18 protein-coding genes are annotated in these 22,523 nt (G+C 73.0%); 7 read left to right on the top strand and 11 right to left on the bottom strand.

The annotated features are described in order from the left end of the window. Nucleotides 1-74 precede the first annotated feature (74 nt). The 3 genes from Acy02nite_RS02450 to Acy02nite_RS02440 are packed head-to-tail and all read left to right on the top strand — an operon-like array spanning nucleotide 75 to nucleotide 1,955. Complete coding sequence (locus Acy02nite_RS02450; RefSeq protein WP_203738088.1) at nucleotides 75-815, top strand: lytic polysaccharide monooxygenase; 741 nt, start codon at nucleotides 75-77, stop codon at nucleotides 813-815. Nucleotides 816-817: 2 nt separating this feature from the next. Continuing rightward, nucleotides 818-1,420, top strand: coding sequence for a DUF305 domain-containing protein (locus Acy02nite_RS02445; protein WP_203738087.1), 603 nt, complete (start codon nucleotides 818-820; stop codon nucleotides 1,418-1,420). Between the two features lie 10 nt (nucleotides 1,421-1,430). Then, on the top strand, nucleotides 1,431-1,955 hold the full coding sequence (locus tag Acy02nite_RS02440; protein WP_203738086.1) for a GNAT family N-acetyltransferase: 525 nt from the start codon (nucleotides 1,431-1,433) through the stop codon (nucleotides 1,953-1,955). Nucleotides 1,956-1,995: 40 nt separating this feature from the next. Here Acy02nite_RS02440 and Acy02nite_RS02435 read toward each other — a convergent pair whose 3' ends face one another. Then, complete coding sequence (locus Acy02nite_RS02435; RefSeq protein WP_203738085.1) at nucleotides 1,996-2,922, bottom strand: LysR family transcriptional regulator; 927 nt, start codon at nucleotides 2,920-2,922, stop codon at nucleotides 1,996-1,998. Between the two features lie 71 nt (nucleotides 2,923-2,993). On the opposite strand from Acy02nite_RS02435, the gene Acy02nite_RS02430 reads away from it, so the two are divergent. After that, the gene (locus tag Acy02nite_RS02430; protein ID WP_203738084.1) at nucleotides 2,994-3,878 is read left to right on the top strand and encodes a DMT family transporter; all 885 of its coding nucleotides are present in this window, start codon (nucleotides 2,994-2,996) and stop codon (nucleotides 3,876-3,878) included. Between the two features lie 412 nt (nucleotides 3,879-4,290). Here Acy02nite_RS02430 and Acy02nite_RS02425 read toward each other — a convergent pair whose 3' ends face one another. Both Acy02nite_RS02425 and Acy02nite_RS02420 read right to left on the bottom strand, forming a co-directional pair. After that, on the bottom strand, nucleotides 4,291-4,929 hold the full coding sequence (locus Acy02nite_RS02425; RefSeq protein ID WP_203738083.1) for a response regulator: 639 nt from the start codon (nucleotides 4,927-4,929) through the stop codon (nucleotides 4,291-4,293). Between the two features lie 12 nt (nucleotides 4,930-4,941). Further along, a complete protein-coding gene (locus Acy02nite_RS02420; protein WP_203738082.1) occupies nucleotides 4,942-6,078 on the bottom strand; it encodes a sensor histidine kinase in 1,137 nt (378 codons plus the stop codon). A gap of 150 nt (nucleotides 6,079-6,228) precedes the next feature. On the opposite strand from Acy02nite_RS02420, the gene Acy02nite_RS02415 reads away from it, so the two are divergent. Genes Acy02nite_RS02415 through Acy02nite_RS02405 form a run of 3 tightly spaced genes read left to right on the top strand, consistent with a single transcriptional unit; the run spans nucleotide 6,229 to nucleotide 11,858 of the window. Next, nucleotides 6,229-6,993 carry an ABC transporter ATP-binding protein gene (locus Acy02nite_RS02415; protein WP_203738081.1) on the top strand — a complete coding sequence of 255 codons (765 nt, stop codon included), beginning with the start codon at nucleotides 6,229-6,231 and terminating at the stop codon, nucleotides 6,991-6,993. Next, on the top strand, nucleotides 6,990-9,500 hold the full coding sequence (locus tag Acy02nite_RS02410) for an FtsX-like permease family protein (protein ID WP_203738080.1): 2,511 nt from the start codon (nucleotides 6,990-6,992) through the stop codon (nucleotides 9,498-9,500). Before Acy02nite_RS02415 ends, Acy02nite_RS02410 begins: the two co-directional genes overlap by 4 nt. Before the next feature lie 57 nt (nucleotides 9,501-9,557). Beyond that, nucleotides 9,558-11,858, top strand: a complete 2,301-nt coding sequence (locus Acy02nite_RS02405) for an N-acetylmuramoyl-L-alanine amidase (RefSeq protein ID WP_203738079.1) — start codon at nucleotides 9,558-9,560, stop codon at nucleotides 11,856-11,858. A 3-nt stretch (nucleotides 11,859-11,861) separates the two neighbouring features. Here Acy02nite_RS02405 and Acy02nite_RS02400 read toward each other — a convergent pair whose 3' ends face one another. The 8 genes from Acy02nite_RS02400 to Acy02nite_RS02365 all read right to left on the bottom strand — a co-directional run bounded on the left by Acy02nite_RS02400 (nucleotide 11,862) and on the right by Acy02nite_RS02365 (nucleotide 22,442). Then, on the bottom strand, nucleotides 11,862-13,853 hold the full coding sequence (locus tag Acy02nite_RS02400) for a response regulator (protein WP_203738078.1): 1,992 nt from the start codon (nucleotides 13,851-13,853) through the stop codon (nucleotides 11,862-11,864). Beyond that, nucleotides 13,850-14,920, bottom strand: a complete 1,071-nt coding sequence (cheB, locus tag Acy02nite_RS02395) for a chemotaxis-specific protein-glutamate methyltransferase CheB (RefSeq protein WP_203738077.1) — start codon at nucleotides 14,918-14,920, stop codon at nucleotides 13,850-13,852. Before cheB ends, Acy02nite_RS02400 begins: the two co-directional genes overlap by 4 nt. Then, a complete protein-coding gene (locus tag Acy02nite_RS02390) occupies nucleotides 14,917-17,091 on the bottom strand; it encodes a hybrid sensor histidine kinase/response regulator (protein ID WP_203738076.1) in 2,175 nt (724 codons plus the stop codon). Before Acy02nite_RS02390 ends, cheB begins: the two co-directional genes overlap by 4 nt. Nucleotide 17,092: 1 nt before the next feature. Beyond that, the gene (locus Acy02nite_RS02385) at nucleotides 17,093-18,559 is read right to left on the bottom strand and encodes a methyl-accepting chemotaxis protein (RefSeq protein WP_203738075.1); all 1,467 of its coding nucleotides are present in this window, start codon (nucleotides 18,557-18,559) and stop codon (nucleotides 17,093-17,095) included. After that, nucleotides 18,556-19,089, bottom strand: a complete 534-nt coding sequence (locus tag Acy02nite_RS02380) for a chemotaxis protein CheW (RefSeq protein ID WP_203738074.1) — start codon at nucleotides 19,087-19,089, stop codon at nucleotides 18,556-18,558. The genes Acy02nite_RS02385 and Acy02nite_RS02380 overlap by 4 nt, the downstream gene beginning before the upstream one ends. Beyond that, nucleotides 19,086-20,459 carry a CheR family methyltransferase gene (locus Acy02nite_RS02375; RefSeq protein ID WP_203738073.1) on the bottom strand — a complete coding sequence of 458 codons (1,374 nt, stop codon included), beginning with the start codon at nucleotides 20,457-20,459 and terminating at the stop codon, nucleotides 19,086-19,088. The genes Acy02nite_RS02380 and Acy02nite_RS02375 overlap by 4 nt, the downstream gene beginning before the upstream one ends. Continuing rightward, nucleotides 20,456-20,935: a chemotaxis protein CheW gene (locus Acy02nite_RS02370; RefSeq protein ID WP_203738072.1), complete on the bottom strand. Its 480-nt coding sequence runs from the start codon at nucleotides 20,933-20,935 to the stop codon at nucleotides 20,456-20,458. The genes Acy02nite_RS02375 and Acy02nite_RS02370 overlap by 4 nt, the downstream gene beginning before the upstream one ends. Nucleotides 20,936-21,071: 136 nt before the next feature. Continuing rightward, nucleotides 21,072-22,442, bottom strand: coding sequence for an acyltransferase family protein (locus tag Acy02nite_RS02365; protein ID WP_203738071.1), 1,371 nt, complete (start codon nucleotides 22,440-22,442; stop codon nucleotides 21,072-21,074). Nucleotides 22,443-22,523 lie beyond the last annotated feature (81 nt).

Raw genomic sequence — 22,523 nt, 5'->3', positions numbered from 1 at the left:
CAGTCTTTACTGTTAAGTGGATTTCATTTACGTTGATGAACACGTCGTCCCCCGTTCTCAGCAAGGAGCGCCTGATGAGACGTCGTTTCTCCCTACCCGCGCTGACCGTCGCGGCGGTCCTCGGATCGCTGTTCGTGGCCGCTTCCCCGGCGTTCGCGCACGGCTACATCTCCTCCCCGCCCAGCCGTCAGGCGAACTGTGCCAGTGGCGCGGTCGCGAACTGCGGCGACATCGTCTACGAACCCCAGAGCGTCGAAGCCCCGAAGGGGTCCACGCAGTGCAACGGAGGCGGCAGCCGTTTCACTGTGCTCACCGACAACAGCAGGAACTGGCCGGCGGCGAGTGTCGGTCAGACGGTCACCTTCAACTGGGTGCTGACCGCGCGGCACTCGACCGCGACCTGGGAGTACTTCATCGGCAACACGCTGCTGGCGTCGTTCAACGACGGCGGGGCGCAGCCGGGCGCGACCAAGTCGCACACGGTCAGCATGCGCGGGTTCAGCGGGCGGCAGACCGTGCTTGCCCGGTGGAACATCGCGGACACGGTCAACGCGTTCTACTCCTGTGTGGACCTGAACATCGGCGGCGGATCGACACCGGCGCCCACCCCCACCGTGACGGCCTCGCCCACGCCGACCGCCACGCCGACGACGCCGCCGCCGACCTCGGGAAGCACGACGTGGGCGGCGGGGACGACCTACCAGCCGGGCGACGTGGTCACCTACGCCGGCCGGTCGTACCGGTGCCGGCAGACGCACACCGCACTGAACGGGTGGGAGCCGCCGAACGTGCCGGCCCTGTGGACCGCGCTGTAGTCATGACCTTCCTCGGGAATCGGGGCGGTCCGGTCCGCCGGGCCGCCCTGGCCGGGCTCCTGATCCTGCTCGCGGCGGCCGGCTGTTCCGCCCCGGCGGAGAAAGCGCCGGAGACCACGGCGGTGAACTCCGTTCCTGCGGTGAACGAGGTCGACATCATGTTCCTGCAGATGGGGCTCGCGCAGATCGCCGAGGGGCAGGAACTGGTCACCCTCGCCTCGGCGCGCGCCGGCGACCCGCAGATCCGGGCGATCGCCGACGAGTTGCACGGTCAATGGGCGAGCGAGAGCGGCACCATGGAACGCTGGCTGCTCGGCTGGGCGAAACCGGTCACGGCCGACCCGTCGGCGGGGGCGCACGCGGGCCACGGGGACCTGCACGCGCTGCGCGACACGGATCGCCGGGAGCTTGCCGCCGCGCAGGGGGCGGACTTCGACCGTACGCTCATCAGCCTTTTGCTCGGGAATCTCCACAACGGCATGGAGACGCTGCGGATGGAGTCCGGGTCCGGGTCGTACCCGCCGGCGAGAAAGCTTGCCACGAGGATGATCGAAACGCGCCAGGCTCAGATCCAGCGGCTGCTCCGGCTGGCCGCCGGCGGATAGGGTCGGCGGCATGCCTGAGTTGATCCGCCCCACCGTGCGGCTCCGGGAGAGCTGGCTCGCCTCGCGCGACGAATGGGGCACCGGTGTCCATCAGGACGGCGCCGGCCTGCGGCCCGGTCTCGAGCTGGACACGCCCGAGGGCTTCGCCGCGTGGGTGGACGGGCTGCTCGCCGCCGAGAACCACGCGCTGCCGGTGCCCGAGGGCTGGGTGCACTGCACGTTCCGGTGGATCGTCGAGGGGGATCGCTACCTGGGCGCGGTCGGGCTGCGGCACGAGCTCAACGACTTCCTGCTGCGGGCCGGCGGGCACATCGGCTACGGCGTGCGACCCTCGGCGCGGCGCCGCGGGCTCGCCTCGTTCGCGCTCGGCGAGATGCTCGGCGAGGCGCGGCGGCTGGGGCTCGGCCGCGTGCTGATCACCTGCAACGTCGACAACGTGGGGTCGGCGCGCACGATCGAGAACGCCGGCGGCGTCCTGGAGGACATCCGGGACACCGAGATCGGCACGATCAAGCGTTACTGGATCACCCTTTGAGAGCCGATTCGTCCGTACGCTGTCAGCCGGTTCCCGTGGGTCAGCGGCAGGTCAAAGGGTTGGGCGGGAGCTGGGTCACGGCTTCGCGCAACGTGCGCACGAGGGCCAGGGCCAGGGCGGACGGGCGGCGCTTCGGGGTGACGACGCCGATGTGGCGGCACGGGCCGGGCGGCCGCATCGGGACCGCGGCCAGCCCGGTCGGGTCGGCCGTCACCGCGACCTCCGGGATCGAGCTGATGCCGACGCCGGCGCGGACCAGCGACTGCGCGAACTGGTAATCCGTCCCGCGGCAGGCGACGCGCAACTCGACGCCGGCCAGCGCCGCGTAGTGCTCGATCATGTCGCTCTGGCCGGCGCAGCCGTGCACCCAGCGCTCGTCGGCGAGCTCCGCGATGCCCAGCGACGAGGAGCCGGCGAGCCGGTGATCGGCGGGCATCACGATAAACATCGGGTCGTCCAGGATCGGCGTCCACACCAGACCCGAACGGTCACCCTCGGTGATCGGGGGCGGGCCGGTGAAGTGGTACGCCAGGGCCAGCTCGGCGGCGCCCGACCGGACCAGTGGCAGGCTCTGCTCCGGCTCGCTCTCGATCACGGTCAGCTCGACACCCGGGTGCGCCGCGGTGAAGCTGGTCAGCGCGGCCGGCAGCAGCCGCTGGCCGCCACTGGTGAACGTCGCCACGGTCAGCACCCCGGTCCGGGCCGTCGCCAGCCGGTCGATCTCGCGCTGGGCGGTGAGCAGCTCGGCGCTGATCGCCTCGGCGGCGTCGATCAGGACCAGGCCCGCCTCGGTCAGCTCCACGCCGCGGGTGCTGCGCCGGACCACGGGCGTGCCCAGGCTCCGCTCCAGAGCGCTGATCTGCTGACTGACCGCGGACGGCGTGAGCCGCAGCTCAGCGGCCGCCCGGTTGAAGCTCCCGTGCCGGGCGACGTACGAGAGGACCTGCAACCGCCGTGAGTCGATCATCAGTTTTCCTTAGTACGTCTTCGCCAAGTCACCACTACCGCTAACTACCGTACGGGGGAAGGCTGGTCCACGTGAATCGTCCTGCCTGGCTTCTCTTCGTGCTCGTGTCCGTGCTGTGGGGCATCCCGTACTTCCTGATCAAGATCGCGATCGACGACCTGTCGCCGCTGCTCGTCGTGGCCGGCCGGTGTGCGATCGGCGCCGCGGCCCTGGTGCCGGTCGCCCTGCTCCGCGGAAGCCTCGGCGCTCTGCGCGGGCGGCTCGGTCCGGTCGCCGGGCTCGCGGCCGTGCACATCGTCGGGCCCTTCCTGCTGATCACGTACGGTGAGACGCACATCAGCTCGTCGCTGACCGGGATCCTGATCGCGATCGAGCCGGTGGTGATCGCACTGCTGATGGCGAACGCCGAGCCGATCACCGGGATCCGGGTCGCCGGTCTCGTCGCCGGGTTCCTCGGAGTGGTGGTGCTCGTCGGGCTGGACGTCTCCGGCGACAGCTGGGGGCTGATCGGCGCGGGGATGGTGCTGCTCGCGGCGCTCTCCTACGCCTACGCGACGAAGCTGGTGCAGCAGCGGCTCTCGGACGTGCCGCCGGACGCGCTGACCGCGGCGACCACCACGATCAGCACGGTGGTGCTGCTCCCGTTCGCGGTGTTCCGGCTGCCGTCCCCGGGCGCCGTCGGCGCGGACTCCTGGCTGGCCCTCGCCGGGCTCGGCCTGCTCTGCACGGCGCTGGCGTTGCTGGCGTTCTACCGGCTGATCGCGCTGGCCGGGTCGAACAAGGCCGGCCTGGTCACCTACGTGAACCCGGTCGTGGCGGCGCTGCTCGGGGTGACGCTGCTCCAGGAGCCGGTCGGGGTGGGCACGGTTGCCGGCTTCCTCCTGATCGTCGCCGGTTGCTGGCTGTCGACCCGTCCCACCCGTACCCCGTCCGAAGCCCTCGCCCCCGTAACCTGATCAACCACCCCACCACCACCCCACCCGCCGCGCCCGCCCGCTCCGACGTCCGCCGCCCCGCTGGCCACGCCCGCCGTGGCCCGCTCGCGACGTCCGCTGTGGTCCGGGTTGCGGCGCGGGCAAGGCCCCAGCTGGTTCTCATGGGCGTTATGAGGCACGAATAACGCCCATGAGAACCAGCTGACAACCGTGACCGCGTCACTGCGGGGACCCACCGCGGCTTGGCGTCCGGCCGGGCCCACGCGAGGCCGGCGCACGGCAGGCACGCGGCGCGGGCGAGGCTCCGGCTGGTTCTCATGGGCGTTATGAGGGACGAATAACGCCCATGAGAACCAGCCGGGCGGGGGAGCGCGGCAGGGCCCGGACCGACAGCCTCGCCGCGGGCCCCGGCGGCGGGACGCTGCGGCCGGATTCAGCTGACCAGGCGGCGTTCCCAGGCCCAGGCGGCGACCTCGACGCGGTTGCGGAGACTGATCTTGGATTGGACGCTGCCGAGATGGGTCTTGACCGTGCCGACCGAGATGAACAGCTCGGCGGCGATCTCCGCGTTCGTGCGTCCGCGAGCGATCAGCCGCACGACCTCCAACTCGCGCGGGGAGAGCCCGCCGTCGTCGCCGGTCGGCGCGGGCTGGGACAGATGCTCCAGCAACCGGACGGTGATCGACGGGCTGATCAGGGCGTCCCCGGAGTACGCCGCGCGGACCGCCTCGACCAGCAGCGCCGGGCCGGAGTCCTTGAGCAGGAAGCCGGCGGCGCCGTTGCGCAGCGCCTGGTGCACGTATTCGTCCAGGTCGAACGTGGTGACCACGACGACCTTGATCGGGTCGGTGACGCCGGGGCCGGCGAGCAGGCGCAGCGCCTGGAGGCCGTCCATCTTCGGCATGCGGATGTCGAAGAGCGCCACGTCGGGGCGCAGGCGCCGGGCGGCTTCGACGGCTTCGACGCCGTCCGCCGCCTCGCCGACGACCTCCATGTCCGGCTGCGCGCCGATGATCATGCCGAAGCCGGTGCGGACCATTGCCTGATCGTCGGCGACGAGCACGCGTATCACGGTGGGTGACTCCTAGGAGAGGGGGAACACGGCGTCGACGACCCAGCCGCCGTCGACGCCCGGCCCGGAGCTGATCCGGCCGCCGGCGGCGCGGACCCGTTCGGTGAGGCCGACCAGACCGTACCCCGGGCGGTCCAGCGACGGACGCGGCGCCGGGCCGTCGTTGGCGACCCGGATGAGCAGCTGATCCCGGGCGTGGCGCACCCAGATGTCGACGGCAGTGGCCTGCGGCGCGTGCTGGCGGACGTTGGTCAGCGCCTCCATCACCACCCGGAACGCCGAGGTGGAGATCTCGACGGGCAGCCCGTGCGGGTCGCCCTCCAGGTGCAGCCGGGCCGGTGGCCCCCCGGCGGCGGTGAACTGCTCGGCGAGCGGGACCAGCTCGGGCACGCCGGAGACCGGGGCGAGCGGCGCGTCCGGGCTCGACTGCGGGTCGCGCAGCACGCCGACCATCCGGCGCATCGACGCCATCGTCTCGGAGCCGGCCTGCTCGATCTGCTCCAGGGCGAGCAGCACGCGCTTCGGGTCCTGCTCGGCGATGAACCGGGCGCCCTGCGCCTGCACGACGATGCCGGTCACGTGGTGGGCGATGAAGTCGTGCAGGTCGCGGGCGAACTCGGCGCGCTGCTCGGCGCGGACCGAGTCGAGCGCACGCTGCCGGTTCGTGGCGGTCATCCGCAGGGTCACGCCGAGCGCGATCGCGCCGGCCGCGGCGAGGGCCTGGATCAGGCAGAACGTGCCGTAGATGACGGTGTGCCCGGCGCGCAGCGGCATCACGCTGACCGCGGCGCCGGCGGTGACCAGGGCCAGCACCGCCCAGTCGGGCCGGGCGTTGCGGGCCACCAGCACCAGCAGGACCAGCAGTGCGGCCGATTCGGCGATGCCCCACAGCCCGCCGTACGGGTCGGTGACGGCCAGGCCCGCGCTGACCAGCAGCGAGACGCCGGAGATGCCGATGGTGGCCAGCGGCAGCAGGGTCGAGCGCGGCCGGTAGTGCGGCAGCCAGACCGCGGCGACGGCCACCGCGAGCGCGACCTGGACCGGGAAGACGGGGCTGTCGAGCAGCCCGGTGCCCACGTCGATCAGGCCGAGCAGGGCCATCACGCCCAGCCCGGCGACCTGCAGGACACCTACGAGAATGCGGTTCATCGTGACCCAGCGTAGGCGGACCGGGACGGATCTCCATCGGCCGAAAGTAAGAGCCGCGGGAACCTGAAGCCTGCCTGTGAGCCGATGTGGTGACCGGGGCCGATCGATCAGGATTTCGTCGTCCGGTTCCCAGCTTTCTTGGAGCTTTCCATGCAGACGCAGTCCCCACAGGCCGGCCACGACGCCCTCGCGGCGGTCGCGGCCGTCGACCTGGTGAAGGTGTACGGCTCCGGCGACACCGCGGTACGTGCCCTCGACGGGGTCACGGTCGGCTTCGAGCGGGGCCGGTTCACCGCGATCATGGGACCGTCCGGGTCCGGCAAGTCCACCCTCATGCACTGCCTGGCCGGCCTGGACACGGCCACCTCCGGGCAGGTCCTGCTCGGCGGCAGCGACCTGACCAAGCAGTCCGACAGGGTGCTCACCAAGGTGCGCCGGGAGCGGATCGGCTTCGTGTTCCAGTCGTTCAACCTGCTGCCGCAGCTGACCGCCGCGCGCAACATCACCCTGCCGCTCGACCTGGGCGGCAAGAAGCCGGACGCCGAACTGCTGGACCGGCTGGTCACCACGCTCGGGCTCGGCGGCCGGCTCGGCCACCTGCCCAGCGAGCTCTCCGGCGGCCAGCAGCAGCGGGTCGCCCTGGCCCGGGCGCTGGTCTCCCGGCCCGAGGTGCTCTTCGCCGACGAGCCGACCGGCAACCTGGACTCCCGCTCCGGCGCCGAGGTGCTCGGCCTGCTCCGCGACTCGGCGCGCAACCTGGGCCAGACGATCGTGATGGTCACCCACGACGCGGGCGCGGCGGCCTACGCCGACCGGGTGGTGCTGCTCGCCGACGGCCGGCTCGCCGGGGAGATCCACCAGCCGGACATCGCCTCGGTCACCGACGCCCTGCAGTCCCTGGCGGCGGCCCGATGAACACCATTCTGCGTACGCAACTGGCGGGCGTCGCCCGTCGCCCCGCGCGCCTGCTCCTCACCGGCCTGGCGGTGCTCGTCGCCTCGTTCGTGGTCTACGCGACAGTGCTGGCCAACCAGATCACCCAGCGCAGCATCCTGGACGGGCTCAGCGGCACCCCGGAGGCGGTCGACCTGATCGTCCGCAACGGCCTCGTCGACGACAAGCAGCTCGCCGCGATCACCGCGATGCCGGGCGTCTCCCGGACCGCGCCCCGGACGGGGATGGGCGGGCAGATGGGCGGGCAGTACCTGAACATCACCGCCGACCCGGGCAGCGGGCCACTGGCGCTGGTCACGGTGACCCAGGGCCGCTATCCGTCAGCGGCGAACGAGATCGCGGTCACGCCGCGAACCGTGCAGCTGCTCGCACTGCCGGTCGGCTCGACCGCCACGATCGACCCCGGGACCGGTAAGAAGGTGCCGCTCACGGTGGTCGGCGTGGTCGACGCGCCGGAGGACTTCGGCTACGACGCGTTCGCCCCCGCGTCCACCGTGTTCGCCCTGACCAACGACAACTACCTCCAGCAGGTCGACATCGACGTGGACGCCGGAGCCGACGCCGGTCAGGTCGCCGACAAGATCAACGCGTTGTTCGCCGGCGCCAAGGCCGACGAGCGGCCGGAGGTGGCCACGGGGGCCGACGTCCGGCTGGAGGAGGCCCGCCGCGCCGCCTCCCAGGTCGACCAGCTGTTCGCGGTGGTCGGCATGTTCGTCGGGATCGCCGTGGCCGCGGCCGGGCTGATCGCGGCCAGCACGTTCCGGATCGTCTTCGCCCAGCGGATGCGCCAGCTTGCCCTGCTCCGGGCCGTCGGCGCCGGCCGCGGCGCCACGTTCCGCGCACTGGCCGCCGAGGGCGCGCTGACCGGGGTGGTCACCGGCACCGTCGGGGTGGTCGCGGCGCAGGCCGCCGGCTATCTGGTTCCGGCGGCGCTGCGCGGCCTCGGGATCGGCGCCGTGAAGAATCCCGGGTTCCCGCTGCTCTGGGCGGTCGGCACGGTGCTGCTCGCCGTGGTGATCTCGGTGGTCGCCGTGCTCTCTCCGGCGGTCTCCGCCTCCCGGGTCGCGCCGCTGGAGGCGCTGCGGACCGCGGCCGGCACCGGCGCCCGCACCGGGATCGGCGTGCTGCGCTGGATCACCGGGCTGCTGCCGCTGGCCGGCGCGCTGGCCCTGGCCGGGTACGTCTACACCAACCTGCCCGCCCCGAACGAGGAGAACTACGACGCCCAGACGATGCTGCTGGCCGTCGTCGCCTCCGGCGCGCTGGCCTTCGTGGCGCTGATCGCGCTGGGCCCGGTGCTGGTCCGGCCGGTCCTGGCGGTCGCCGGCTGGCCGCTGCGGCGCGTCGGCCCGGTCGGCCGGCTCGCGGTCGGCGGAGTCGGCGGCAGCGCCCGGCGGGCCGCCGCGGTCTCGGTGGTGGTCGCGCTCGGCGTGACCCTGGTGGCCGGGGTGCTGGTCGGCGGCGCGTCGATCCAGGCGCTGGGCAACCGGGAACTGGCCGCGGCCGCCCCGGCCGACTTCGAGCTGACCGGCGGCGAGGGCGCCACCCTGCCCGCCGGGGTCGTCGAGAGGGCGAAGGCGAGCAAGGAGCTGACGCGCGTCACGCCGTACCGGCGGCTGGACAAGGCGAAGATCGCGCAGTTCGAGAACACCGCGATCACCGACCTGGACCCGCACGCGCTGCCGGCGCTGAAGGAGCTGGACGTCCGGACCGGGTCGCTGGACGACCTGAAGCCGGGCTCCGCGGTGCTCGCCCACTACCTGGCCGAGATGGCGGACATCAAGGCCGGCGACCCGGTGACCGTGCAGAACGGCACGAAGACGGTCACGTTCACGGTGGCCGCGGTGCTCGGCGACGACGCGCCCCTGCACTCCGGGCTCCTGGTGACGCCGGGCGACCTCACCGCGCTGGGCGCGAGCACCGCGTACTCCGGGATCCTGGCCGACGCGGCGGGCTCCGGCGAGGACGCGCGCACCGAGGCGCTGCGGGCGATGCGCGCGGCCGGCGCCGGGGACAGCGACTTCACCGTGACCGTGCTCGCCGATCAGCGTGACGACCTGAACAACGACCTGGCCACGCTGCTCGGCATCGCGCTCGGCCTGATCGGGCTGACCGTGCTGATCGCCGTGGTCGGGGTCGGCGCCACCACCGCGCTGTCGGTGGTGGAACGCGCCCGGGAGTCCGGGCTGCTCCGGGCGATCGGGATGTCCCGGGGCGGCCTGCGGACCATGCTCACCGCCGAGTCCGCGCTCTACGGGGTGATCGGCGCGGTGCTCGGGCTGGCGCTCGGGGTGCCGTACGCCTGGCTGGCCGTTCAGGCGATCGGCGTGAACGCGCCGCTGGCGGTGCCGGTGTGGCAGCTGGTGGTGGCGTTCCTGGCGCTGGTGGCGCTGACCGCGCTCGCCGGGGTGCTGCCGGCCCGGCGCGCGGCGCGGGTCAGCCCGGTGACCGCCCTCGGTACCGAATAGCCACGACGGTCCGGTACCCTCACGCCCGCCAATGGATGATCGTGCGGGGGTACGGGGATGAATCGGCGGCAGTCGTTGACGGCGGGCACGGCGGTGGCCGTGCTCGCCGCGGCCGGGGGCGTGACCGCCCTGCTCTGGCCCGGGGATGACGGGCAGCGGGCAGCCGAGGTGAGCATCTCCAGCATCCCGCCGGACCCGGCGGCCCAGCAGCCCGAGCTGCACGCCGAGCTCGACTCGCTGGACCTGACGGCCGCCGCGGGTGGTGGCGCCGAGCTGCCGCAGCGCGACACCCGCAGGTTCAGCATGGTCAGCGTCTCCTGGAACGACCCGGCGGCCGCCCCGCAGGGCACGATCGAGGTGCGCACCCGCGGCGCGAGGACCGGCACGTGGTCCGCCTGGCGGACGCTGGGCGTGGCCGAGGCCGCCGCGGATCGGCCGGACGAGGTGGCCCGCACGCACGGCGCCACCGACGCGATCTGGACCGGGGAGTCCAATGGGGTGGCCGCCCGGATCGCCGGCGGCGGCACGCTCCCGGCCGCGCTGAAGATCAACCTGATCGACACCGACGCCAAGGGCGGCCAGGGCGGTGGCGAGCCCTCGCCGTCGGCCGAGCCGTCCGCCTCCGAGAGCACGGAGCCGGTCGAGGACGAGATCACCGAGTCGCCCGACCCGCAGGTGTCCGACGTGCCCACGGAGCCGGCCATCGAGCCCGTTCCCTCGCAGACCGCGGCCGAGCCGACCACCACGGTTCCGCCGGTCAGCACCACCACGACGACCACCAGCCCCGCGCCGGAGGCGACCGCGACGGTGCCGGTGCCGACCTCGACGGTCCCGGTCAAGGCCCAGCTCCCCGCGTACGTGTCCAGGGCCGGCTGGAACGCCGACGAGAGCCTGGTCAAGTACGCCATCGACGTCGCCGGCGAGGCCAGGATGGTGTGGGTGCACCACACCGGGTTCGGCAACGACTACACCTGCGCCCAGGCTGCGTCCGTGGTCCGCGGCATCCAGGTCAACGACGTCAAGGTCAAGGGCCTGTCCGACATGGGCTACAACTTCCTGGTCGACGCGTGCGGCACCCTCTACGAAGGTCGTAAGGGCGGGGTGAGCAAGGCCGTCATCGGCGCGCACACGGTCGGCTTCAACACCGCGTCGGTCGGTATCGCGCTGCTCGGCGACTACACCAAGCTCAAGGTCTCGGACGCGGCGATGACCACGATCGCGCAGGTCGCCGCGGCCCGCCTCGGGGCGTACAACTACAGCCCGACCAGCACCGCGACGATGGTCGAGGGCGTCACCGGCCGTTACTGGAAACAGGGCGCCAGCGTCTCGTTCCCGCGGATCTCCGGGCACAAGGACGGCGAGAAGGGCACCAGCGGCAACTATCTGACCGAGTGCCCCGGCACCAACCTCTACTCCCAGCTGAACACCATCCGGGCGCGGTCGGCGCAGCAGATCACCGGGCTGGCCGGCAAGTCGCTGGCCGGTGGCCTCTCGATCGGCGGCGTCTTCTACGTGCGCAACGCGGTGACCTTCGACTGGGTCGTCTCGACGCCGTCCGCGCAGATCGCCAGGTTCGACGTCCAGGTCGACGGCCGGACCGTCGCCACGCTGCCCGGCACCGCCCGCAGCAGCGGCGGCATCGCGCTGACCCCGGGCAGCCACTGGGTCCGGGTGCAGGCTACGCACGTGGCCGGGGGCACCGCGCTGACCGGGGCGTACCGGGTGGTCGCCGACGTGACCGCGCCCGCCCTGTCCGGGCCGTCGATCGTGACGCGCACCGGCACGGTCACGACGACCGCGGTGCCGATGGCGGTGGTCTACAAGGCGAGCGACGCCGTCAAGCTCTACACGGTGACCGCGACCAAACCGGCCCGGGTGAACCTCGTGCCCACCGGGACGGCGTGGAACACCACCGCGCGGCCGGGTGCGAAGGTCACCTACTCGCTGACCGCGCGGGACGCGTCGCTCAACGGCCGGACCTCGGCGGTGACCACGAAGACGACACTGGTGGCCGAGACCGCGGGCAAGAAGACCGGGACCTGGGCCGTGCGCAAGTCGGGCAGCCACCTCGGCGGCCGGGCGCTCGCCGCGACGAAGAAGAACACCAAGCTGACGTACGCCTTCACCGGCCGCTCGGCGTCGCTGATCTTCTCCCGCGCGCGGACGACCGGTAAGGCCGACATCTTCCTGGACGGCAAGAAGGTCGCGACCGTCGACACGAAGTCGACCGGGTCGAAGTACCGGCAGGCGCTGTGGAGCAAGTCCTTCAAGGCCGGCAAGCACACCGTCGTCGTCGTGGTCGCCGGGACGAGCGGGCGGCCGACCGTCGTCGCGGACGGCCTGGCCTACGTCAGCTGACAGTCACCCGGAGCGGCGGGCCTGGCCTCGCCGCTCCGGCCCGGGGCTCGGCTCGGCCGACGGCAGGGTGAACCAGAACGTGGCGCCCTGACCCTCCTCACCCTCGGCGCGGATCTCCCCGCCGTGCCGCTCGACCGCGCGATGCACGGTGGTCAGGCCGATGCCGGTGCCGGGGAAGTCGCGCGCGTCGTGCAGGCGGGCGAACGGCCGGAACAGCTCGCCCGCCTTGCCCGCCGGGAAGCCGGCGCCGTTGTCGCGGACGAAGTAGGTCCGCTGATCGCATCCGATGGTGATCACGGGTTGCTCCACCTTGCGGGTGAACTTCACCGCGTTGTTGACCAGGTTCTCCAGGATGACCCGGACCAGCCCCTCGTCGGCGTCCGCGGACATGCCCTCCTGCACCTTGAACTCCACCTTGTGCTCCGGGTCGCGGGCGGCCACCTCGGCGCACACCTGCCGGGCCGTCTCGGTCAGGTCGAACGTGGCCCGGCGCAGCTCGCCACGGCTGGCCCGGGCCAGGATCAGCAGCGACTCCACCAGATCGGCCATCCGCAGCGCTGCCGCGTGGATCCGGGTGATCCGGTGCCGGGTCTGCTCGCCGAGCTCCTCGTCGTCGGCCTCGTCCAGCATGTGCTCGGCGAAACTGCTGATCACCTGCAGCGGGCCGCGCAGGTCGTGGGAGACCGAGCCGGAGAACGCCTCCAGCTCCCGGTTGCGCCACTCCAGCTCCTCGACCATCGCGGCCCGGGTCTCGGCGAGCTGCCGGGCCGCCCGCTCCTCGGCCGCGTCCAGCTCGCGGCGCATCAGCTCCTCGCGGATCCGGCGGGACTCGTCGTGGGTCTGCTTGCGGCGGATCTGGGCGCGCACGTGCACGCGCAGGCCCTCCGGGACGTCGGTGGTCTTCACGTAGTCGTCGGCCCCCGCGGCCAGGCAGTCCAGCATCGCGTCCTCCTTGCCGGTCACGATCAGCGGGACCTCGCCGACCTGCGGCACCTCCCGGATCCGCCGGCACGCCTCCGGGACCCCCGGCAGGTCCAGCCCGAGCACGACACAGTCGGCGGCCTGCTCGCCGAGCAGTTCCAGCGCGTCGTCGACGGTGGTGCAGGAGACGATGTCGTACGAGTCGGCGCGCAGCGCGTCGGCCCACTCCTCCAGGGTGTCGCGGCCCGGGCTGACGATCAGCACCTTGCCGGGCCCGTGCAGGCTGCCGATCGCCTCGATGGGCAACTGCTCGGCGGACTGGCGCAGCACCGCGGCCAGCTTCGCCAGCACCACCGCGAGGTTCTGCTGCTTGCGGACGAACGCGTCGGCGCCGGCGTCGAGCATCTGCATCTCGGTGGCGTAGTCGTCGGCGGCGGTCATCAGCAGGCACGGGGTGTCGCGCAGTGCCGGGTCGAGCCGGATCCGGCGGATCACCGTGGCGCCGTCGATGCCGGGCATCACGCCGTCGACGATCACCGCGTTCGGCCTGCGGTCGGCGGCCATCCGCAGGCCCTCCTCGCCGCCGGACGCGGTCAGCACCGCGTATCCCTCGGGCTCCAGCAGGTCCCGCAACTGCTCGCGGAACGTCACGCTGTCGTCGATCACCAGGATCACCGGGCCGCCGTCACCGGTCCGGGTCACGTGGTGGTCGCCGAGCAGCTGCCGGGTGCGGGCGACGACGTAACCGGCGTCGTACGGCTTGCCCACGTACTCGTCCGCGCCGATCCGCAGCCCGGCCAGCCGGTCGGCTACCTCGCTCTCCACCGACAGCAGCATGGTCACCACCCCGGCGTGCTCGGCCGAGCCGCGCAGCTCGGTGAGCAGCTCCAGGCCGTCCGCGTCGGGCAGCAGCACGTCCAGGATCGCCGCGTCGAACACGGCCGAGGTGAACGCCGTCCGGGCCTCCGCGCCGGTCGCGCACAGGATGGTGGCGAACCCGTCGTCGGAGAACGCGTCGTTGAGATCCATCCGCACGGTCAGGCTGTCGTCGACGATCAGCACGGTCGGGCTCATCGCCGGGTCACCGCCGGATGCAGGTCGGCCAGCCGCTGCGCGATCCGGCCCGGCGGCAGCACGTGCATGGCCGCGCCCATCAGCGCCGCCTCCCGTGGCATGCCGTAGACCGTGCAGCTCTGCTCGTCCTGCGCGAACGTGGTCGCGCCGCGGTTGCGCATCTGCAGAAGCCCGGTCGCGCCGTCCCGGCCCATGCCGGTGAGCAGGCAACCGGCCGCCAGGTTGCCGTACTCGGCGGCGATCGACTCGAACAGCACGTCGACCGAGGGACGGCAGGAGTGCCGGGGCGGGCCGTCGGAGAGCCGCAGCATCTGGTCGCGGACGAACAGGTGCCGGTCCGGCGGGGCGAGCAGCACCTGCCCGCCGAGCGTGCGGACCGGCACGCCCTCGGTCGCGTAGCGCACGTTGCGCCCGGTCTGCCCGGCCAGCCAGTCGGAGAACGCCACCGCGAACTGCTCGCTGGCCGCGATGTGCTGCACGCACAGCACCGGGGTCCGGAAGTTCGGCGGCAGCTCGCGCAGCAGCTCGGTGAGCGCGGCCGGGCCACCGGTCGACGAGCCGATCGCGACCACCGCCAACGCGTTCGAGGGCAGCAGGGCGGCGGCCACCGGTGCCGGGGGCGGCGGCGCGGCGGTCCGGGCGCGGCCGTCGAGTCGCGCCCGCGGATGCGTGATCACCCGGATCCGGGAGACCATCCGGAGGGTACGCCGTAACCGCGGTGACCAGTCCGCGTCGGAATCGTCCCCGCGCGGCTTCTCCAGCACGTCCACCGCGCCTGCCGCGAGCGCGTTGTACGTGCTGAACAGCTCCTGCCGATCCGCCGACGAGACCACCAGGATCGGGGTGGGGTGCTCGGCCATGATGTGCTCGGTGGCCTGCAGCCCGCTGATCCCGGGCAGCATCATGTCCATCGTGATCACGTCGGGGCGCAGCCGCCCGGCCAGCTCGACGGCCTGCTCGCCGGTCACCGCCTCACCCACGACCTGCAGCTCGGGGTCCTCGGTGAGCGCGTCGCGCAGGTAGTACCGCATGGTGGGGGAGTCCTCGACCACAAGTACCCGGATCATGCCCGCACCACCAGCCGCCGGATGTGCGCGAGCAGTTCCTCCTGGTCGAACTCGCCCTTGACGACGTACGCGCTGGCTCCCGCCCGCATCCCGCGCTCCCGGTCCTCGGCGCTCGCCCGCGAGCTGACCAGGATCGCCGGGACGACGGCCAGCTCCGGGTCGGCCCGAGTCCGCTCGACGAACGTGAAGCCGTCGATGCCGGGCATGTCGATGTCGGTGAGGAACAGGCCGTACCCCCGGGACCGGGCCCGTTCCAGCCCCTCCTCGCCGGAGGCGGCCAGATCCACCTCGTAACCGGCCGACTCCAGGATGCTGCGTTCCAGCATGCGCGTGGTCAGCGAGTCGTCCACGACCAGGATCGGCAGCGGTGGCGCGACCGTGGCGGGCACGGTCCGTCCGCCGTCCGCCTCGGTGCGCAGCATCTCGGCGGCCAGCCCCTCCGGGTCGAGCACTAGCCGCGGGTTGCCGTCGGCATCCACCGAGACGCTGCCGACCGCCCGGGTGGACGGCGCCAGCTCCGGCAGCAGCCGGGAGACCAGGGCGTGCGTGCCGAGCAGCCGGTCCACGCCGACCGCCACGGTGCCGCCGGCGGCCTGGAGCATGACCGCGGCGCCCGGCCCGGCCGAGTCCGGCGCCACCCGCCCGGTGAAGAGCGTCTCGACCAGTGGCCGGAACGGCGCGGCGGTCTCCTGGTAGACCAGCTTGCCGGTGGCCGCCGCGGTCGCCGCCTCGTGCGTGCTCAGGCGCACGCAGGCGCGCACCGAGTCCAGCGGCAGCGACGCGATGGTGCCACCGGCCTCGACCAGCAACCCGGTCATGCTCAGCAGGGCGAGCGGCACGGTCAGCTCGACGGTGGCGCCGGCGCCGGGCGTGCTGCGGATCGTCACCTCGCCGTGCAGCTGCGCCGCGGTGTCCCGCAGCACGTCCATCCCGATCGCCCGGCCGGACACCTCGGTGACCGTCGCCGAGGTGCTCAGCCCGCCGTGCATCACCAGGTCGAGCACGTCCGCCTCGGCGGTCGCGGTCAGGCCCCGGGCCTGCGCCTTGGCACGCAGTGCCGCCACGTCGAAGCCGCGCCCGTCGTCGGTGCAGTGGAACGCCGCGAACCGGCCGCGACGCTCCACGCCGAAGGAGATGGTGCCCTCGGCGGGTTTGCCGGCGGCCAGCCGCTCGGGCTCCGGCTCCAGCCCGTGCACCACGGCGTTGCGGACGACGTGCAGGAACGCGCTGCTCACCGGGCCGAGCAGGTGCGCGCCCATCTTCACGTCGGCGCCGGAGGCGTTGAACCGGACGCGCTTGCCCTCGCTGTCGGCCGCGTCGCGGACCGCCCGGCGCAGCGCGGTGAAGATGGTGCCGGCCGGCACCAGTCGCAGGCCCTCGGCCTTGGCCCGGACGTCGTCGAGCTCGCGCTCGACCCGGTCCACCGCGTCGATCAGCCGCCGCCCGGCCGTGCCCAGCTCGCCGGCGAGCCGCTGGGCCGCCGCCCGGGTCAGGCCGGCCGAGGTCCGGCCGCCGCGCATCTGCTCGGCGAGCGTCTCGGCGGTGCGGTGCAACTGCTCCAGGGTGTGGCAGCCCGCCCGCAGCGGTGCCATCCGCGCGTTCGCCTCGCCGATCGAGTCCAGCAGGTCGTCCAGGTCCTCGGTGGCCGCCCGCGGCGCGATCCGCTCGGACGCCTCCTCGACGAGGGAGGCGGCGACCGGCGAGGCCGCGTCGACCGGGGAGGCCGTGGCGAATGGCGACGCGGTGGCGACGGGGACCGGCGTGGCGACGGCGGCAGTGGCGGGGAAGGCCGGAACGGCGGGGGAGACCGCTGTGGGCGTGGCCGCGGCGGGACCCAAGTCCGGGCTCGGCGGGGGCTGGGACAGGGCCGCCACCCGCTCGCTGATCGCGTCGTTGAGCCGCAGCAACTCCCGCATCTCGTCGGCGGCCAGCCCGGCCGGGTCGTCCCGGTGCGGAACCAGGATCTCCTCGAACTCGTGCGCCCGGTCCGCGATCTCCTTCTGCCGCACCACCCGGGCCGCGCCCTTGAGCGTGTGCGCGATCCGCAGCAGCTTCGCCACCGGTTCCGGGCCGGGCCGCTGGTCCAGGTCGAGCACCCCCGAGCTGATCTGCTCCACCAGCTCCCGCGCCTCGATCCGGAAGTAGCGCAGGGGATCCCGGTTCTCCGGCATCTCAGTGGCTCCGGGTCCCGACCATGTCCAACAGCTCGCCGGAGAGGTTGCTCAGGTGCGCCGCGGTCTGCTTGGTCTGCACCGCGCTGCTCTCGGTCTCCCGCGAGACCCGGGCGGTGTCCGAGACCGCCACGTTGACCTGCTCGACCGCGGTGGTCTGCTGCTTGGTGGAGAGCTCGATCTCCCGGGTCGCGTCGTTGGTGGTGGCGACGAGCTGCGCGATCTCCCGGAAGCTGCTGGTCGCGTCGTCGAACTGGCGGGACCCGGCGTCGACCGCCTTGGCGCCGATCTCGGTCGCCATCACCGTGGTGTTCACCGCGCCGCGGACGTCCTCGATCAGCGCCCGGATCTCCTTGGCCGACGCCGCCGTGCGGTCGGCCAGCTTCCGGATCTCCTCGGCCACCACCGCGAACCGCCGGCCCCACTCGCCGGCCCCGCTGGCCTCGATGGTCGCGTTGATGGCCAGGATGTTGGTCTGCTCGGCGAGCTCCGAGACCAGGTCCACGACCGTGCCGATCTGCTGGGACTTCTCGCCCAGCGCCAGCATGTGCTGGACGATCTGGTCGACCTGGGTGCGGATCGCGGTGATCGACGCGCGGGTCTGGTCGATGGTGTGGTCGCCGTTGCGGGCCGCGGCCTCGGTCTCCTCGGCGATCTGGGAGACCCGCTGGGCGCTGTCCGCGATCTGCCGGGACGTGATCAGCAGCTCGTTGATCGTCGTGGTGATCTCGTTGATCGCGCTGGCCTGGTCCCGGCCACCGTTGACCTGCTGCGCGGCCGCCGCCTCCAGCTCCGCCGACGAGCTCTGGATGTGCCCGACCGCGGCGCCCACCTCGCGCCGCAGGTCCCGGCTGAGCCGCCAGGCCACCAGGATCGCGCTGCCGGTGGTCACCGCGCCGAGCGCCATGATCACCGCGATCGCGAGGTTCGCCTGCCGCGACGAATCCCGGCGGTCGGCCTCGACGTCGGCGCGCACCCGGGTGATCAGGTCGGCCAGCGCCGCCTGGACCTCCTTGCGCAGCGGGATCGCCTGATCGCTGTTGAGCTTCGCGGCGGCCATCGGATCGCCGGTGCGCTTGCGCTCGGCCATCACCGTGTCGACCCACCCGGCGTGCTTGTCCTCGGCGGCCGACACCCGGTCGAGCAGGCCCCGGACCGCCGAGGTGGCACCGGGCCGCATCGCGCCGAGCTCGTTGCGGAAGTCGATGCGGTCCTGTGCCGTGCCGTTCTCGAACTCGGCGGTGCCGTAGAGCATGTACGCCCGGTAGTCACCGAGCCGCTTCTCCATCAGTCCGTTGAGGTTGACCGCGCCGGTCAGCTGCTGGTTCGACGCGGTGAGCACCCGGTCCTTGGCGTGCACCACGAACAGCAGGCAGAGCACGGCGACGACGACCGAGACCAGCGTCAGGAGACCGGTGATGCCGACCCCGAAGCCCATCTTCCGGCCGAATGTGTACCCCTGCATCATGTGGTCCCCTCCGTGTGGTCGTGCCCGGCCATCCGGTGGGCCAGGGCGCGGGTCGCCGGCACGTCGACGAGCGGGCGGTCGCCGCCCGGCAGGCGCACCATGCCGCGCAGGCAGCCGCGGGGCTCGGCGGCCCCGGAACCCGCCACCACGTCGGCGGCCGGCACGCGGACGTGGTTGTCGAGCTGGTGGAAGGCGAGCGCCAGCGGCGGTGTGCCGGCGGCCAGCACCAGCCAGCGGGGCTCGTCGGCGATCGGGTGGCCGAGCAGGGCGGCCAGGTCGTAGACCGGCACCACCACGTTGGCGAACCCGGCCAGCCCGCGCAGTGCCGGCACCGAGGTGGGCAGCGGCGTCACCGGCCGGTCGGGGTAGAGGCCCGAGGTCTGCGACAGTCTCATCGCGTACGGGCGGCCGCCCGCCCCGACCGCGAGCAACTCCACCGAGTCGTCGTCCAGGGTGCGCAGCGGCACCGAGAAGGAGTGATCGAAATCGGCCCGCAGTCGTTCGACCCGGGACCTGATGCGGTCGGTCATCGCCGGGTACCCCGCGACATCGCGGCCTCCCGTTCGGTGCGGCACAGCGAGCTCAGCATCAGCCGCCCGAACCCGCCGCCGAACAGGGTGATCCGCTCCTCGGTCTCGCGCGGCAGCAGGGCCAGCGCCGCGGACAGCTCGTCGGCCGCCTCCCGGGCGTCGCCGCGGCGCCGGGCCAGCAGGCCCAGCCGCAGCCGGGGCATCGCGAACGACGGGTCCAGGTAGGCCGCCAGCCGGTACTGTCCCTGCGCCGGCTCCGGGTCGCCGGGCTCCAGGCAGACGCCGAGCAGCTGGTGTGCGTCCGGGTTCGGCACGCCGGCGTCGATCAGGCGCTGCGCCACCTCGCGGGCCTCCTCCAGCCGGCCGAGCTGGGCCAGCAGCACCCCGCGCAGCAGCAGGTCGTCCGGGGGGACGATGTCGAGCGCCGCCGCGAACCGCTCGCCGGCCAGCAGTTCCAGGGCCCGGGTGCGCGGGTCCTCCGGTGGCCGCCGGGCCCGCCGCGGCCGTTCCGGGATCCGCGGGCGCGGCTCCGGGGCGGGGGCCGGCCTGCGTGCCACCCGCCGGTAGTAGACGGTGTCGCCGAATTGCTCCACGGTGAACCCGTCCGGGTGGCTGCCCAGCGTGTCGGTGTGCCCGAGGAACAGGGCGCCGCCCTCGGCGAGCGAGTCGGTGATCCGGCCCAGCAGCGTGGCGACGGTCTCCCGGGTCAGGTACATCAGCAGGTTGCGGCAGAAGATCACGTCGTAGCGCCCCGGCTGCCAGACGCGCGGCTCGTCCGGGCCCGCGACGTTGTGCTCGGCGAACCGCACCGACGCGACGACCTCGTCGACCACGTCGAACCCGGCGCCGGTACGGCGGAACCACCGTTCCCGCACGTCGGCGGGGGTCTCCCGCAGTGACCACTCGGAGTACTGCGCCTGGCCGGCACGCCGCAGCATCTCCCGGTTCGCGTCGACGCCCTGCACCGAGATGATCCAGTCCGGAGCCGGCCGCAGCTGGTGCGCCGTGATGGCCAGCGAGTACGCCTCCTCGCCGGACGAGCAGCCCACCGACAGCAGCCGCAGCACCCGCTGCCCGGCCCGCGCGGCGAGGCGCTCCGGGAGGACCTGCCGGCTGAGCGCGCGGAACTGGTCGCCGTGCCGGAAGAAGTACGTCTCGGTGATGCTGAGGCGCTCGGCGAGCACCGTCGTCTCCTCCGGCCACTCCCGCCCGGCCAGCCGGTTGAGGTAATCGGTCTCGGACAGTCGGCGTGCGGCGGCCCGCTCGGCGAGCACCGGGAGGATCGGCACCGCCTCGATGTCCGTGGTGGTCCAGCCGAGCCGCTTCTCGAGGATGCCCCGGAACCGTGCCAGGGGCGGCTCGGCCCTCACGCCGCCGCTCCCGCGGTGGCCCCGGTCTCCTCCGCCGCCGCCTGCCAGACCTCTTCCGGGACGGTGCGGATGCTGCGCAGGACCAGCAGCGGCTCGGTGCCGAACCGGCCGACCGCGGCGACCAGTGACCGGGACGCCCCGGTGAACATGGTGCTCGGACCCTCCGGCGGCGTCGCGTGCACCGCCTGCACGCCCAGCACCGGCCCGGTCGCGCAGGCCACCGGCCCGCGCCCGGCCCGCACCGCGATGTAGCGCTCGATCTCGCCGGTCACCCCGGTCAGCAGCCGGGTCATGTCGATCACCGGCGCCGGCTCGCCGCGCAGGATGGTCAGGCCGCGGACGTAGTGCGGCGTCCCGGCCAGCGGGCGGGTCGCCAGCGGGCGCATCGTCTCGATGACCTCGGTGAGGGGGAACGCGCAGAACAGCGACCCGGCCCGGAAGACCAGCGCGTCCACCCCAGCCCCTTGCTGCCCCACGGATTCAGGCTAGCGAGGGAACTCTTCGCTTTCGCGAGCTTTGCTCGCTTTGACAGACCTTTTCGTTCCGGCGGGCGCGAGGCCCGGACCGGCTCCGGCGAGCGGCCGCCCGCCGCCCGCCGGAGCCGGCGTCTCCTTACTCCTTGGTGGCCCACCAGGTGGGGATCAGGGAGTTCTCGTCACGTTTCTTGCCCTTCGGGAGGTCGAGCTTCTCGGTCGGCGCGCCGGCCGACGCGGCGCTGTGCCGGGCCGGGGCCGGTGGCCGCCCGGCGACCGGCTCGCCGTCGCGGACCTCGGCCCATCCGGCGTGCGGCAACCCGTCCCGGCCGACCTCCGGCCAGCCGGCCGGAACCGGGCCGCCCGAGGGCATGGGTTCGCCGGAGGGCACGGGACTGCCGGAGGGCACCGGCTCGGCGGCACCGCCGGCGGCGGGCTCGCCGGGCCTGGAGACGGCCGGTGCGGGGAGGGTGTCCGGCCAGAGCCGGGGGCGCCGCCGAGCGGCCAGGTCCTCGGCCCAGCCGAAGAGCAGCACGGCGGCCGCGGTCAGGACGACGGTCATCGTCAGCGTGACCGGCTTCTCCAGGTGGCCCAGCTCGTCGAAGGCCAGGAACGTCAGGATCGGCCAGATCGCGGCGATCGCCAGGTTGTGCCAGAGGTAGACGGTGACGGCGCGGGCGTTGAGCAGGGTCACCGCACGGTCGAGCAGCCGCAGCCTGCCGAGCCAGGCCATGCCCGGCTGCCAGCGCAGGAAGAGCAGCACGAACGCGAGCGAGTAGAGCGACTGCGACTCCGACACGTCGTTCAGGTCCCAGGCGTCCTCGCCCTGGTGGCCGCGCTGGTACCAGAGCGCCACGCCGGCCAGCACCACCGCGAGGAACACCACGGTGGCCGGGGCCAGCCTGCGCAACCGGCCGTCGCGGTGGGCGAACCCGGTGATCCAGCACGCCGCGTAGGTGACGAAGTCCCACATCACCACGTCGGCCGTCTCCGGCAGCTCGAAGCCGGACCGGTCGAGCACCGCGATGCCCACGAACGGCGCGAGCACCAGCAGCCAGCAGGCCGGGCCCAGCCTCTTCCAGAGGAACCAGAGCACCGGCGAGGCGATGATGAACCAGACGTACGCCCGGATGTACCAGAGCGGCTCCCAGGCGTCGACGCCGAGCTCGCTGCCGGGCGGGTCGCCGAGCGGCAGGATCCAGAAGGCCAGCTTCCACCACGTGAACGGGTGCTCGCCGTCCTCCTCGTTCGCCCAGCCCAGGGCCATCATGACCGGCACGGCGAGGAGCCCGAGCAGCCACAGCGGCGGGAGCAGCCGGCGCAGCCGGGACGTCACGACCCCGGTGGCCGGGCGCTTCTCCAGTGAGGCCGCGGTCAGGGACCCGGCCAGCGCGAACATGACACCCATGGCGGGCATCACGATCGACAGCCAGGACCAGCCGAAGAGGTGGTAGACGATCACCCGGAGGATTGCCGCGGCACGGAGCAGATCCAGGTATCGGTTGCGCACCGGGGAACCGTAGCCACGTGATGTCCGCTTCTGACACGGTCGGTCGGCTTACAAGACCGCCTTACCGGATTACCCCGATAG

The organism is Actinoplanes cyaneus, assembly GCF_016862095.1.
GTDB lineage: Bacteria > Actinomycetota > Actinomycetes > Mycobacteriales > Micromonosporaceae > Actinoplanes > Actinoplanes cyaneus.
This window is presented reverse-complemented; position numbering and strand designations above follow the sequence as displayed.